Source organism: Candidatus Neomarinimicrobiota bacterium (assembly GCA_036476315.1).
Lineage (GTDB): Bacteria > Fidelibacterota > Marinisomatia > Marinisomatales > S15-B10 > JAZGBI01.
Genome location: JAZGBI010000109.1, coordinates 1 through 14,625, shown reverse-complemented (window position 1 = coordinate 14,625; position 14,625 = coordinate 1). Strand labels below are relative to the sequence as shown.

9 protein-coding genes are annotated in these 14,625 nt (G+C 51.3%); all 9 read right to left on the bottom strand.

Features of this window, described 5'->3' with window-relative positions:
• Window positions 1-4: 4 nt before the first annotated feature.
• Window positions 5-796 (bottom strand): glucosamine-6-phosphate deaminase, encoded by a 792-nt coding sequence (gene nagB, locus V3U24_11560; GenBank protein ID MEE9168079.1) that lies wholly within the window; start codon window positions 794-796, stop codon window positions 5-7.
• Window positions 797-927: 131 nt separating this feature from the next.
• Window positions 928-2,268 (bottom strand): T9SS type A sorting domain-containing protein, encoded by a 1,341-nt coding sequence (locus tag V3U24_11555; GenBank protein ID MEE9168078.1) that lies wholly within the window; start codon window positions 2,266-2,268, stop codon window positions 928-930.
• A 124-nt stretch (window positions 2,269-2,392) separates the two neighbouring features.
• Window positions 2,393-4,531, bottom strand: coding sequence for a fibronectin (locus tag V3U24_11550; GenBank protein MEE9168077.1), 2,139 nt, complete (start codon window positions 4,529-4,531; stop codon window positions 2,393-2,395).
• Between the two features lie 25 nt (window positions 4,532-4,556).
• Window positions 4,557-7,622 (bottom strand): TonB-dependent receptor, encoded by a 3,066-nt coding sequence (locus V3U24_11545; GenBank protein ID MEE9168076.1) that lies wholly within the window; start codon window positions 7,620-7,622, stop codon window positions 4,557-4,559.
• Window positions 7,623-7,684: 62 nt separating this feature from the next.
• On the bottom strand, window positions 7,685-8,905 hold the full coding sequence (locus V3U24_11540) for an IPT/TIG domain-containing protein (protein MEE9168075.1): 1,221 nt from the start codon (window positions 8,903-8,905) through the stop codon (window positions 7,685-7,687).
• Between the two features lie 34 nt (window positions 8,906-8,939).
• The gene (locus V3U24_11535) at window positions 8,940-9,947 is read right to left on the bottom strand and encodes a PorV/PorQ family protein (protein MEE9168074.1); all 1,008 of its coding nucleotides are present in this window, start codon (window positions 9,945-9,947) and stop codon (window positions 8,940-8,942) included.
• Window positions 9,948-9,968: 21 nt separating this feature from the next.
• Window positions 9,969-10,511: a hypothetical protein gene (locus tag V3U24_11530; GenBank protein ID MEE9168073.1), complete on the bottom strand. Its 543-nt coding sequence runs from the start codon at window positions 10,509-10,511 to the stop codon at window positions 9,969-9,971.
• A gap of 32 nt (window positions 10,512-10,543) precedes the next feature.
• Window positions 10,544-12,697 (bottom strand): fibronectin, encoded by a 2,154-nt coding sequence (locus tag V3U24_11525; GenBank protein ID MEE9168072.1) that lies wholly within the window; start codon window positions 12,695-12,697, stop codon window positions 10,544-10,546.
• A gap of 37 nt (window positions 12,698-12,734) precedes the next feature.
• The coding region (locus V3U24_11520) for a TonB-dependent receptor (GenBank protein MEE9168071.1) at window positions 12,735-14,625 on the bottom strand (1,891 nt) is incomplete at its 5' end.

Sequence of the window (14,625 nt, the reverse complement as noted above, 5' to 3'; positions counted from 1 at the left end):
TACCTTAGAGCTGTATCGTAACGCTTCTCTTTCTGGCGACGTCTTCGGGTTTTATTTTTTCGTATTCACGGCTGAGGGCAGAAGCGGCTGCCTCATCGATGTAGATCATGGCGTAACGGTGCATCTGGACAATCGTGGCGGGCACCATAGCGGTAATGGGACCCTCCACGGTGTTTTTTATGGCTTTGGCCTTGCTCTTGCCCGAAGCCAGGAGGAGAAGCCGGTGAGATTCCATGATCGTACCGATTCCCATGGTAATGGCATATTTCGGAACCTTGTCCATAGAGTCAAAGAACCGGCTGTTATCATCTCGAGTTCGCTCAGATAATGTCTTTATTCGTGTGCGGGATCCCAGTGAAGAGCCCGGTTCATTGAAGGCGATGTGTCCGTTTCCGCCGATCCCCAGCACCTGAAGATCGATCCCGCCTTTGAGTCTAATCCTTTCCTCATACCATTCGCACTGCTGCTCGATATTCTCCACCGTTCCGTTGGGAACGTGAATATTCTCGGAGGGGATGTTGATTTTTGAGAACAGATTCTCCTTCATGAAGGCGTGATAGCTCTGGGAGTGAGTCCGAGTAATGCCCACGTATTCATCGAGATTGAACGTGGTGACCCTGCAAAAGTCTAAAGCTTCTTCTTGATGAAGTCGAATGAGTTCATTGTAAAGAGGGACAGGCGTAGATCCGGTGGCCAGCCCCAAAACGGCATCCGGCTTTCGGCCGATCAGTCTGGCGATTACCCGTGCAGCGGCCTTCGAGTAATCGTCGGCACTTTTGAAGATCTTCACCAACATGGTCTTATTCTCCTGAAGATGCGGCTGAGTTGATGAAGGAATTTAGAAACCCGGGATGGGAATAAGCAAGAAAAGGCCGACGGAACGGGATTCCGTCGGCCCTTCTTTAGAGATTAAACCGGCGCGATGTTCTACTTCATGTACGTCATTCTCTTTGAAATCACACGGTTGTTGAACTCCAGTTTGTAGACGTACATACCTGAAGCCAATCCAGTGGCATCGAAGAGAACCTTGTAACGACCAGCCGGTCTCGGTTCATTGACGAGTGTTGCGATTTCCCGTCCGAGCATATCGTAGACGGTCAATTTCGCCATACCGCTTTGTTTCAGATCGTAAGGAATAGTCGTCGTCGGATTGAACGGATTGGGATAGTTCTGAGAAAGGGTAAACTCCACTGCAATTATGGGATTACCTCTTTCGTAGTCTATCCTCAGGTCAGGCAGGATCGGTGTGTCTCCCGGTTGAGCTGGATCTGAATTGGTCCATTTCTTGACTACGCCGCCGTCAAAATCTGCGGTGTAGGCCGTCAGTCCATCTGCACTGAAGGCTATCCCCCTGGGGGCGTAATAGCTACCCCCGGCAGGTGGCGTATCTCCGATAGCGGGAGGATCCGCTGTATTTGCATTATGTCCGATAGTGTCGACGGCAAAGTAGTCCTGCGTGGGATCCAGCGCGTACCAACCGGTAAAATCATCGGCATCCACATTCCAATAGGTGCCGACCCAGAGGAGGCCGTTGTTATCCCAGTCCAGGATTTGCGCCCACAACTGTTTGCCGGTTTTCCCGTAGAGGGTATCGACAAGTGAGTACGTTCCGTCGGGGCCATCGTCACTGTGATAATGGAGAATCCCGTTGTAGGTAGTGTATATTGCACCTACGTAGACATCTTTTCCATCGGGGCTCGCGAGAATGGAGCGTTGGATAGTGTGGACTGTGTCCGCCACCACATTGTATTCTGACCAATCCTCATCCAGGATCACCAGTGCATGTCCGTTGAGCACGTGAGCGATGTAGACAAAGCCATTGTCGTCTGCTCCCGCCTCCGTCAACGGTTGGGCACCCGAACCCTCGAACATGTATTTGTTCATCCCTTCGCCCGTCTGATAGTTTATTTGGTAGAGGGATCCGGTGGATGTAAGGATGTTTCCATCACCGTCAAGGGAGATTCCCCGGTTGCTATAGATGAGGGTATCCGTCACTCCATCCACGGTCAACGTTGTGATGGGTGAAAAGGATGCTTCAGTTCCATCGGAGTTAAATACGGATATCCCTGACGCGGTAACCGTATCGGTTGACGTCAACACAAGAGTGTCTGTCTGAGCGTACTGGGTTATCCATATCTTGCCGTCCGGATCCACAACAACACCGTGAATTAGCGTACCTTCGAAGAAGTCCTCCTCATAGGTCCACTGCGCAGCCATAACACCGGACACGGCTATGATGATGATCATCAGCTTTAGCAGTCTATTCATTTGTCACCCCCTCTGTTTTGAATGCTTGTTTCCTTATAAGGGGAGTGTATCTCTCCCCTTCTTTCGTCCAAATTATGTATTTCGACCGAACAGGTCAACATAATTTTGGAGTCCAGAGAGTGACTCACCGGATAACAACGAATTTGCGGATGGCAGTATCCCCTTTCCTGTAAAGAAGTTCTTCCGTGGCCGGGTCGGTGTAGTCCTCAGTCACCTTGAAGTGAGCCAGGTATATACCGCTCACCACGACCTGACGCGATGACGTTACCGAATTCCACGCTTCGTCTCCGCTGCCGTCTGCATGATTAATGGTTTTTATCAAATCACCTCTTTCTGTAAAAATCTTGATGGTGCAACGTGCGGGAATATTCAGGAACATGATTTTGTCCTTTTCGCCCGTGTACTGAAGGTCGCCCGCAGCGATATGAAAGGGGTTCGGCACTACCCGGATCTTCTCAAGGGACTTTCCTGCTGGCCGCCTGAGAAATGCGGGTTCTGTGGTTCTTGTGTAGAACCTGCTGCTGTGGAGTATGCCCATCGGATTTGCCTCTCCTGTTGAGTTACTGGACCCGTCGTTGTACGCCACGATATAGTAGTAGTAAGAGAATCCGCGAACCGCAGTCACGTCATCAAACAACGTTTCGCCCGGGCTAAGAGCGGCTATCTGTTCATAGGTGGTATCTGGTTTTCCCACGGCACGGAAGATTTTGTAGCCCGCAAAATCCGGTTCTCCTTCCGTAGGACTGGTGCTCCACGTGAGCATGATCTTGTCTCCTCCGGACGTCACCTCAAAGACAGGAGGAGGCAGAGGGGGCTGGGGAATCAGGTATCCCAGGTCGTAGTTTCTTTTTGCCCTTCCAAACGTTTGAAGAATGGAGTCCTTGCCCGTGTACACCCACGTGTTCTTGAAAACATCCTTGTCACTCGTCTCGGAACCGTCGGGAAGAATAAAGGGACCGGAATCGCTGGGATTGTCGTAAGCTTTTTTCCACCTTCGACCGATTTCTTCACATTCTTGCCGGCTCAGTCCGCTGATTCCCTCCGCCTCGACAATGACAATACTGTCTCCGGGAGGTATATCAAACGGACCATAGCAGATCCAGACATTGGTTCCCCCTCCGTCATTGTGAATGGTGTAAGGGTCCAGGCGGTGCGTGATAGATTCCAGAAATGTCTCGTCCATCCTCAGGGTATCCCCCGAGTTTTCACTCGGATAGGGTTTACCGCTCAGGAAATCGTACAGTTTGATCATATTGTTCATGTCCGAAGGAGTGATATTACCCACCGACGGATAAGAATCGCCCGCGTGCCACCCGAGTACGGCAGGCTGATGAGGATCGTCACTTCTGTCGGTGACACTTTTATCTACATGAAGAATCGCACTTCCCGCGTGATGAGGAGAGGTAAGACGGCCGTCATGCCTCACATCCGGGGCGCCAATATTGTCAAAGGACACCCTTTCTGATTGACCGAACCAGCTGAAACCACACCTGATCCAGTCCACAATGGGATTATCCTCCGTTATGGACTCTGCCGCATGGGAGGGGTAGTCCTCTCCACGCTTACTCACCCAGGTATGTTTGCCCCATGACTGCTGACCGTCGACCGCAATGGATCCTTCCCGCGAGACACTGTAACGCGTTCCCCATCCGATACGAACTCCCTTCAGGGTGGCATTGAGTTCAATGTCGTCATCGAAATCCACGTTTCCTGTGTTTGTGAAAACGAATTCCTTGATGAAGTAATTGTCATGGTACTGCTGACTGAATGCCAGGACTCGACGGGTCATGGTGAGACCGAGTGAAGTGTTGACAACATTGGTCACGATTCGATCGGGTATCTGGCCAGGATTGAATTCATCTACATCCCCTGCATACGGGGCAGTTATGTTGTTTCCATCGACGAACACAACAGGGGATTCAAATCTGGCTACTTGAGTCAGTTTCATGGGAAACAGGGAATTCTGCACGTATCCACTGGAAATATAGGTTCCCCAGACGTCCCAGTGCTCGTCCTCTGAATCCGTGAAATCTGTTGCGGCAATCCAGGCTCTTTTTATGACGGCATTGTCCTGATAGGGGTAGTCCGCCGGCCAGATTAGTCCCTCATAATAGGTGTTGTTCCAGGCACGTTCCGAGCCGTAGGCGGAAAAATGACTCTGCAGGGTGCCAACTCGAACGTACCTTTTTTCGTTTTCCCCCACCTGGGCCCAGAGAAAAGAAAAAGACAGCACGCTGGCCCAGACTACTATGTGTTTATCCATGGAGATTCGAAACCCTCTCCATGAATTAGAAACTCACTTTGATGCCGAGCTTGACATTCCGGGGATTCAGGTAGGTGAAATAGGTGAGATTGGGCATGTCGATGTACGCCTTCTTATCGATGACCTCCCTTTTGATCCAGCTTTCATCTCGTTCCATCCATTCGTTTTCCACGAACTGTACGTATCTTTCTGTCTCCAGGTCATAGTAAAGTACAGGGAGCTCGGGATCGAGAACCACGTCGAGACTGGAAACCGACTGCATGGGTATGTAATTCACTTGAGTCTCGCGGTATTCCCCAACTCTGTCATTACCGTTCTCAACACCCTCCTCCCAGGCAAAGTGCAGCGATTCCATGTAGTCGAGATAGTCGAAATTGTCGGAAAAACCTGCGTAGCTTAAGAATCTGGAATTCAAGACGTTTGTGAGATCCACGAACAACTGCATTTCTTGACCTCCAATCCGCAACGATTTTGTCACCCGGAGATCGATATTGTGGCTGTCTTTCCACTGGACATTATCCACTATTCCGGGTCCGCTGTTGGGATTATAGGTCGTGAATGCACCAGCTCGCCAGGTTGCAAGTAGATTGACGTTCCAATCTCCCAATGCGTAGACCCCGTTGAGCTCCGGGCCAAATCTTTCAGGAGAATGAATATCGAGATTGGCTCGCATGTAGGGTCTGGGGTGAGGTCTTTCCTGATAGGGGTTCTGTCTCAGGTATTCCCGCTGTCTGTTGGGATCCTCATAGTACTCAGTCAGGCCAAAATATCCGTAAGTTCTCACTTCGTAGGTATAGTTGACAAAACCGGTCACCCATCTTCCTACCCGCTTGTCGAGCGTGAATTCCAGTCCGCGAATATCTTCATAATTATTATCTGAAGCCCTCAGGTACTGAACCGAATTATTGATGTTTTGATAGGTGATCCAACCGTGTTCGTTCGTCACATCCTTGTAATAAGCGGCAATATTCAGAAGAAGCCGGTTGAAGAGATAGTGTGTATAGCCCAATTCGTAGGAGACCGTCTTCTCCAGCCGCAGATCTGGCTCCCCGATGGATGTCACGAGTCCATTGTACTCCCGCTGAATCCTGAATCGGTAGGTAGAGGAAGGCTCCTGGCGAAAATGGCCATAATTGAAGTAGAGCTTGGAATTGTCGGTAATGGGGTGCGACACCCCCAGACGGGGACTCAAACTCCATTGGGGTTCCGCATTGTCGACCGGTACCTCTTCCTCAATCAGGTGTCCGTAACCTTCCTTGAAATAAGGGTCATAAAAGTCCAATTCATACCGGGGCGAGTTTGCGTCGGAGTAGTCAAGACGAAGTCCCACGTTGGCGATAAACCCTTCGAATTCCAGTTTATCTTGAGCGTACACTCCAATTCTAAAGGGGTGGACCTCATAAACCTGATCTCGCGTCCAGGTTGTCATGGACGGACTCTCGGTGGAGGAGTTGATGTCGTAGTTATTGAACGTCACCTTGAGTCCGCTCTTAATCTGATTGGTGCTATTGAGCTGACTGGTAAAATTGAAACGGAGGGTGGTCGTAGACACAACACTGGAGTCGCGTCCAAGGTTCATCCATCCGCCAATCCTCATGCCCTCTATGCTGGTCACGCCATAGCCCCAGTATCCGAACGGTGCCTCATCCACAAAATAGCCGGGCAGGATCTCATACTTTCGCGTTGTGTCCCGGTCTGCCATTTTGTAGGTGTTGTACCGATTTCTGTTGTGCTGAAGATACACCTCGTAAAACGTTCTTGAACTCAGCACGCGACTGAATGTCGCTCCCAATATAGTTCGATAGATTGTGCTGGGACTGAACCAACCGGGCATATAGATGATACTGTTCCCGGAACTGCTGCTTACATAGTTCGCGATCTCATAGGGGGATCTGAGAACGTCTCCCGTGGGTGTGGTCTGCCACTGGTATGGAGAAACGGAATGGGTTTCACCGTACATTCCGGTCAACGTCAATTTCGTTTCCGGGTTTATGTCCGTGGTGAGCTTGAGACGACCTATATTCGCATCATAGCTTTTCCGGGCCAGGGGGATAATGAACATTTCCTTGAGATCCCGGTATGAAAAATGGAAACGGAGATCTCCCAGCTCCTTGCCAATCCAGGGCACGGGTCCCCCTATCGTGACATCAAGGGTCTGATCCGGTTTCACAATATTGCTGTTTCTCCTGTGCTGCCACCTGAAAAGTCGTCTTGCCCCCTCAGGTGTCAGGTCGTTTGTGGGATCGCTGTCCTGAAGTGTCGCTTGAGAAACGGTATTCCATCCTTCAAAAGCCGGATACTGCCTCTGGGTGTAAGCATCCCAGGTACCATTGTCGGTTCCCGTGTAGCAAACTTCAGGATCCAGGTAAGGGCGTGTGAAAAAGGTGTTTGGGTCGTCTACCGATGGACCGAAGTGTTTCTTGCCTGGGGGTCTGTACCGGAGAATAATGGAGCCACTGTATCTATCCCTCCCGCCCCCTTTGGTGACAACATTGATGATGCCCGACCTTGCATCTCCGTATTCGGCGTTAAATCCGCCGGTTTGCACCTGGACTTCACTAATACTGCCGAAACTCACTGAGGTGTAGGGATCGTTTGAACGTTCGTCATTCAGGACAATCCCGTCTACCACGAAAGCGGTCTGGCGGGCACTTCCTCCCCGGACCGTCATTCCCTGAATTCCGGCCTGGAGCCCAATCACCTCCGTAACATCGAGGATGGGCATGTTCTCAATGGTCTCGGAGGTGACATTCAGCTGGCTGTTTGAAACATCCCTTACCACAACGGGACGCTCGGCGACAATGGTGACTTCTTCCGCGGCCAGCACCTCGGTTTCCATCTTCAGGTCGAGCGTGGTCGTCTGACCCATCACCACCACAACATTCGTTGCGGTTACGTCGGAGTATCCGATCATGGAAGCTTTCAGCATATAGTCCCCCGGGGGAACATTGAGTATGACGTAATAGCCGCTGTTGTCCGTCGCAGCTCCCATCTCACTTTCCTGAATGACCACATTTACGCCTGCGAGTCCATCACCACTTTGAGCATCAGCAATCCTTCCTGCAATCTTCCCAGTGATGCCCCCGAGAATGAGTCCGGGGAAGACCAGAAAGGAAACAACGATGGGGAGCGATCTATTTAGCCTGGAAACTGTTATTGCCTTCCGTAGTACGGGGCGCCCTCCTGTTTCATGTTCACTTTGAGGACGCGTCGTTGGGCAGTGTCATCGCTGTGGCGGTTTACGTACAGGTACTTGCCATTGCCCCAGGACAACCAGCTGGCGGGGGGTACTAGAACCTGTGGATAGAGAGGTTCGGGTGTGGACTCGCTATACGGAGGTTCCAGGGCATACAGGGCCTCCTCCCTGTTCGACCCTATGAACAGGGTTCCGTCCTCTGCGAAAGTAATTGCCTGAATTGATGGACCCAGGTCCCCTGCAAACTCATCCCAGTCAAAAACAAGTTCGCCGGGACCCAATGTTCCTCCATCTTCGATTTCGTTTCGCCAGATAGCTTTTTGTGTTGGTGATTCTCCCGTCAGGTATACATGGTCTCCGAAGACTCGCACGCAGTTAAACTCAATCTCTGTGTCATATTGGGCGACGGTTGCGGTGTCACCTTCAGGGGTGGTCAGGAAAACCCTTCCTTCTTTCCCCGCAGCGTACAGGTTCAAGTCGGAATCGAAATCCAGGTCGAGGACCTTTTCTTCAAAAACGGCGAAAGTTTCACGGGAACCGTCGTCGGGATTGATCCTGTAAAGCTGGGTTCGGTTGGCGGCAAAGTAGAGATACCCGTCAGGCCCCATTTTCATCCCTGCTAATATCAAGGGAGGACCGCCCCAGGAAGCGTACTCACTTTTCTCCTCTGTTGAATCAACCATCGTAATGGTACGAGCATAGATCGAAATATAGAGGTTTTCATCGGTATCCATAGCCATGGCGTAGATGTCGTCAAACTCGCCAAAAGCTCCGTATTCAGTTACGGCGGGTTCCAGCTTATATGGGTGATACTCTGCGAACTCGAATGCCCCGGTCACAGCTACCTTGATGGTGAGTGAATCTCCCGAAAGATCGGGTGCCCTCACCAGCAGTTCCATTTCACTGGCGCTCAGGATGGTTGCCAATGATCCGTCAAAGAAGACGATATTGTCCGCAGAATCGGCGGAGAAATTTTCTCCGATTATGGTGACTTCACCCACACCTGCCAGTGAACCGTCCTCGGGTTGAACAAGAGAGATGGAAGGATACGCTTCACCCACATCGTCACCCTCCCAGATACTTTCCGGGTATTCCGGTTCTTCGCAAGCGGAGAAGATGGAAATGACAAACAAAGAGAGGATCCATGTCACATTCCTCTCTGCACTCAATTGTTTCATGGGATTGTCCTCCAACACCCTGATCAATAGTCCATTACAGTGAAAACTGGAGTGATAACCTCTGAATGTTGCCAAACACGCCGAATGGAGACGAGGAATAGTCCACAGCAAAGAAGATGTTTTTCAACCGTTTTTGGACCCCCACACCTACCGTTAATCCTTGCTCCTCACGGTTGAACAGATAACCGCTTCGGACGGCAAACATGCCCGCTAGGGTATATTCCATTCCAAGGTCCACGTACTCGGGATATGACCGGGGATGAACCGCATCGAGAGAAACGAGAAGAGACTGGAAGGTTTTTTCAGGAAGCAAATCCAGGACGTCCATGGATACCCCGATTCTGAAGGTCAGCGGCAGCTGAAATCCTTCGGACTCGAACTTGATCTCATCGGAAAAATTGCGGACGGACATGCCGAAAGCGAGACTTTTGAATCCTGTAAAGTAGATAGTGCCGAAATCGAACGCGGTCGCCCTTGCCAGATTCTTGATCAATGTATTGGTCGTATCTGTCACGGGTATCACGCTTTTCCCGAGAGACTGGTGCGCAGACTTGAGATGGGCTCCAACGGAGAATTTGTCGGTAAGAGCCCTGGCATATCCGATACCCACTGCGAGGGCCGACGGAGTGAATGTTTCCGTTTCCACATAGCCTTGCTCGTTCTCGGCGACCATGGTTCCCTGGATGTCTCCGTAGTCCACTGAAAGGAGGCTGAGTCCGAAAACACCGTATTCTCCACCACCCGGTCTGAATGAAAGACTGAACGAGTTGTGCATAATGTCGGCAATCCATTCGTTCTGATTGAATCTCACGTCGAGAAGGTTGGGCACTCTTGCCATGCCGGCAGGATTGAAGAACAGTGAGGCGGAATAGGCTTCCACGGTGGTCATGGCCCCACCCATACCGGCAGCCCGGGCATCGGAAGTCACACTCAGGAATTGGAATCCCGTCTGGCCCAGTTTCTTGTTCTGTCCCGTCAGGTATGACCCTGATGCGAGAATCATCATGATGATGAGCAACCGGGTTATGATAGGTTTGTACATCACCTTTCTCCCTCTTGTTGGCTACTCTCCTTCTAGAATAACCAGGTGAAATGATGAAACTGAGGAGACAAACCGGACTACATAGTCCTGGCCTCCTGAAAGGTCGTATCCCAGTCGCGTCCTGATTTCCGGCGCGTAGGCGATAGTCTCGAGGGGAATGTGTTCGCTGGTCGGCTCAACCGGTGAGCCATCCTCCTCCGTTACGACCATGGCAACAATGTCATCATAGAAGAATAGTGTTGCTGCCGCTCCGCTGGTCGTCCCATCATTGGCAAGAACAACGTATCCGGTGTCTCCGGGCATCACAACATTCCAGTTCACATCTCCCGGGGACACTATACTGGAGTCTGCGATCAATGAATCTAGCGTATCGGAAATAGAGGCGTTGACGGGAACAGTCAGGGTATCTATCAGAAGTGTACGGGCGTTGTCGTCCAGAAGGGCAGTCGAAAATTCTTCTTCCTGAAAGGCTTCCGGAAGATAGTTTTCACAGGCGGTGCACACCATAATCGCAACGCCCAAGGCCAGTCTGGGAATGAGTTTTCGTATGGTATTCTCGTTCATGGCTTATTTTCTCCCGGGCTTCGACGGATGTATCATCGGATAATGATCAACTTCCGGATGGCGGCATCTCCCACCTTGTAGAGTAATTCGCCCGAGACGGGATCCTGATAGTCCTGTGTCACTTCGATGTGAGCTATATAGACTCCGCTAACCACCAGCTGCCGGGAAGAGGTCACGGAGTTCCAGGCCTCGTCCCCGCTTCCATCGGTGTGCTCCAGTGTTTTGACAAGATCGCCCCGCTCGGTATAAATCCTGATTCTGCAGACGGGGGGGATGTTGTAGAACATAATACGGTCAGGGTCACTTTCTCCGAATTGGAGTTCCCGGGCCTTTATGTTGAAAGGGTTGGGGACAACTCGTATGTTCGCCAGTTTTTCTCCGGCGGGTCTTTTCAGAGATGCAGGTTCGCTTGTCATGGTATAGAATTTGCTGCTTACGAGGGGAACTCCAGCCTGTACGTCGTTGGAATTTCCGTCATCGAATGAAACGATGTAATAGTAGTAGTCGAACCCACGAATTGCGCTTCTATCATCATACTCATGTACGATGGCGTTATCCGTGCCCTGTCCGCACTCAAAGATTAATTCATACGTGGTATCGGGTACATGGATCGCCCGATAAATCCTGTATCCCACAGCATTATTGACGGGATCGAACTCAGCATTGTCTGTCCACGTCAATGAGATCCTGTCTCCACCCGAATTCACCTCGAAAAGTTCGGGGGGAGGGGGGGGTTGAGAAATGTCAAAGTCGGATTCGTAATTCTCAAGAGCTCTCTCAAACGTTTGAAAGAGTGAATCTTCACCGGTGTACACCCAGGCATTCTTGAAATAATCGGCGTCATTTGTGGTGCCACCTCCAACTTTTTCAGGAAGCTGAAACGGTCCGCTGCCGCTCAACCATTGGGCGCCGATGTCATACGACGATTCGCGGTCAATCCCCGCCACCCCTTCCGCAAGGACGATATGAACGCTGTCCCCCGGAGCAAGCGTATAGGGACCGAATCCCTGACCGTGGGTATAGCCTCCGGGGTTGCCGGGATCCCCGGCTTTGACATAAGTATTCGCAGGTGCGCCGCAATCGATGGGGGTGGGGCAGCCGAGATCCTCCCCGTGCCTATTCAGGGGGTGCCCGGCCGTCATGGCAGCATACTCTTCCGCCATCTGGGAATCGTTAAACTGGCTGTTACCCGAGGTGATTCTCAGATCTGACTGTAAATACATGGTTGTGCTCGGCTGATCGGGATCATCAGACGGGTCCGAAGCAGACTTGTCCGCGTGGAGGGTGATGACACCCACGTACTGGGCACTGGTGAGGTGACCGTCCCCTGTGGCTGCCGGCCCTCCAATGGTACTGAAGGCACCCTGGGAATGAAGGCCTTGCCAGGCGAATTGAACCCTGAAGGGATCTCCCGTTTCGGGATGCGTGAAGACCGCGTCGTTCACCGTATTGTGTCCCCACGATGCCGACTGGGGAAGCCACCCCCCTCCGTAGACACTTCCTTCCCGCGTGGGTGCATAGCGGTACTGAATGAAGAAGACCACGTCCGTCAACGTCTGCGAATGAGTGATACTGGTGTCCTTCTTAACGATTCCTGTGTTCTTGAAGACGTAATCGTAAATGAAGTAGTTATCGTGATATGGATTGGTGAAAGCGTGGATTTTCCGGGTGAGCGTAATACCTATGGCCGTGTGAACCACGTTGTAAATCACTCTGTCGGCCTTGAGCGTGGGGTCAATTTCATCCACCTCATCCATAGCCACCATAAGATTGGATCCAGGAACGCCATCCACGAACACGTTTGGATGACCGAATCGACCGACCATATTGAATTCCATGGGGATTATTTCGTCCAGGTCATCCAGCACTCTGGGCCCTACATGGACCACCTTGTAATCGAAAGTCTTGCCAACGATTGGATCATTGTAGTTGGTGGAACCGATCCATAACGCTTTTGCCGCTTGCGTATCCTGCCATCTGAATTGAGCCGGCCACCTTAAGCCGTCTTGTTGATCCGGTATCTCGCCTGTCCGGCCCACTTCTCTTTCCCCGCCAGCGCTGGAGTACCAGTTGTGCAGATTTCCCACTGCAATCCATTTGGTTTCATCTGCCACCGCCGCGCCCGCCAATATGAACATTGTGAGGACCAGTCTGGCCGTCAAGTTCCTGAGTGTCATCTGTTGCATGTTGCTCTCCCTAAACGTCTGGAGGCCTGGTGTTGCACTACTTGAGACTGAAGTTTAGCCTTATGCCGAAGAAGATCGCTCTCGGGTTAAGAAAAGTGAAGTACGTTTGATTCGGCATATCAATGTAGGCTTTTGTTTCAAGAATTTCGTCGATCCTCTTGCTGTCTGCCGGTACCCACTCACCGTCAACGAATTCCATGTAGTCTTCCGTATCGGCCAGGTAATAGTACATCTCCCTTTCTGCAGGTTTCTCTTCGGGCAGGTTTTCAGCGACGGGGACCCACTCAATGGGTACGAACTCAACACCGGATTGTCGATAGTCACCTGGACGGTCGTTCCCGGAGATACCGGGATGTTGAGTCTCACCGCGACTCAGCTTCTCGATGACACCCTCTTCCAGATGCAGCGAATACATGTAATAGTCGTAGTCGAAGCCATCGTAAAACGACTCCCTTGAGAAGTTCTTGATATTGAAAACGTTGTAGATATCCAGGAAGAACGCCGCGTTTATACCGGCGAACTGAAAGGTCTTCGACGCCTTGAGGTCAATATTCTTGTAAGGCCGCCACTGCATATTGTCTTTCAACCCCTTGACCTTGTGTGGATTCCAGTCGAACCAGCTTCCGGATGTCCACCAAGTGAGAACATTTACCAGCCATCCACCCAACAAGTTCTGTCCCGCGATGCTTGGTCCAAAGTTGTATGGCGTGTGAAACGCCAGATTTGCCTTGAAACGGGGCCGGGGAACCGGCTTTTCCTGCTCAGGAGGATTGTCTCTCAGGTAGTCCCTCTGCTCCGCGGGATTCTCGTAATGGCGAGGAAATCCGAATTCACCATCGGAGTTCACTCTGAATTCATAATTGATATTACCCGTCAGCCACCTGCCAACATTCTTGGAGAGATCGATTTCCAGGCCCCGGATATCTTCGTAGCTGTTGTTTGTGAGCCTGAAGTAGTTGACGTTTCCCTTAATGTTTATGTACCGCGTCCAGTCCTGCTGATCGCTGATATCCTTATAGTAAGCGGCCACATGGATGAGGTACTGATCGGCAATGGCCTGGTCATATCCCAACTCATACGAAATGGTTCTCGCCAGGGGCAGGGTGGGATCACCCAGGCGGTCGAGCACGTACCCGGAGCCTCGCTGAATCCGGTAAAGCCTGTCGGAATTGGGCATCTGACGATAATGACCATAATTGAAATACAGTTTGGAATTGACAGTGATGGGGTGAGAAATACCGAGACGCGGGCTCCAGTAGTAATGAGGCTTGGCTGTTTCTGTTGAAAATTCCGACTCCCTGTCCGGGGAATAGGCGGAGGAGAGGAAATCGGCATCGTAGGGATCCACGACATACCACTCCCCGTTTGGATTGATGTATTCCAGGTTGAGACCCAGGATCCCGACAAATCCTCTCGTCTCCAACTTGTCCTGGGCATAGATGGTGCCGCGGATGGGACTCCGGCTGAATTCTGTCCAGGTATTGCCCTCAGGGAGGGCCCAGTTGATGGCACCGAATCGTAGGTCGAATTGATCGTAAACAAATTCGAAGCCGGTTGAAATCTCGTTTTGCTGGTTGATCTGGCTGAAATAGTTGAATCTGGCCGTCCAGGTGGCAAAGCTGCTGGTGTCGCGTGATGTACTCACCGATCCACCCATTCCCATGCCATCTCCAATGGCAAACACCGGGAATTTCTGGTAGCCGAAGGGGGACTCATCCACGTTAAAGTCTGGGACAATTTCGTGGATTCTTGAGGTATCCCGGGCCGCACCTGGTCCTGTCCTGTAATTCTTCCCGACTCTTTCAAGGAAAACTTCGTAGTACGATCTGGGACTCAACATATGAGTGAACCGGGCTGAAAAAATGTTGCTAAAGATACTTGTACGGGCCCAGTAATCATTGGTATAGAGGCGCCAGGACAGTGTGTGG

Coding starts and splice junctions, on each gene's coding strand:
- nagB (MEE9168079.1), bottom strand. CDS start 796: ATGTTGGTGAAGATCTTCAAAAGTGCCGACGATTACTCGAAGGCCGCT.
- V3U24_11555 (MEE9168078.1), bottom strand. CDS start 2,268: ATGAATAGACTGCTAAAGCTGATGATCATCATCATAGCCGTGTCCGGT.
- V3U24_11550 (MEE9168077.1), bottom strand. CDS start 4,531: ATGGATAAACACATAGTAGTCTGGGCCAGCGTGCTGTCTTTTTCTTTT.
- V3U24_11540 (MEE9168075.1), bottom strand. CDS start 8,905: ATGAAACAATTGAGTGCAGAGAGGAATGTGACATGGATCCTCTCTTTG.
- V3U24_11535 (MEE9168074.1), bottom strand. CDS start 9,947: ATGTACAAACCTATCATAACCCGGTTGCTCATCATCATGATGATTCTC.
- V3U24_11530 (MEE9168073.1), bottom strand. CDS start 10,511: ATGAACGAGAATACCATACGAAAACTCATTCCCAGACTGGCCTTGGGC.
- V3U24_11525 (MEE9168072.1), bottom strand. CDS start 12,697: ATGCAACAGATGACACTCAGGAACTTGACGGCCAGACTGGTCCTCACA.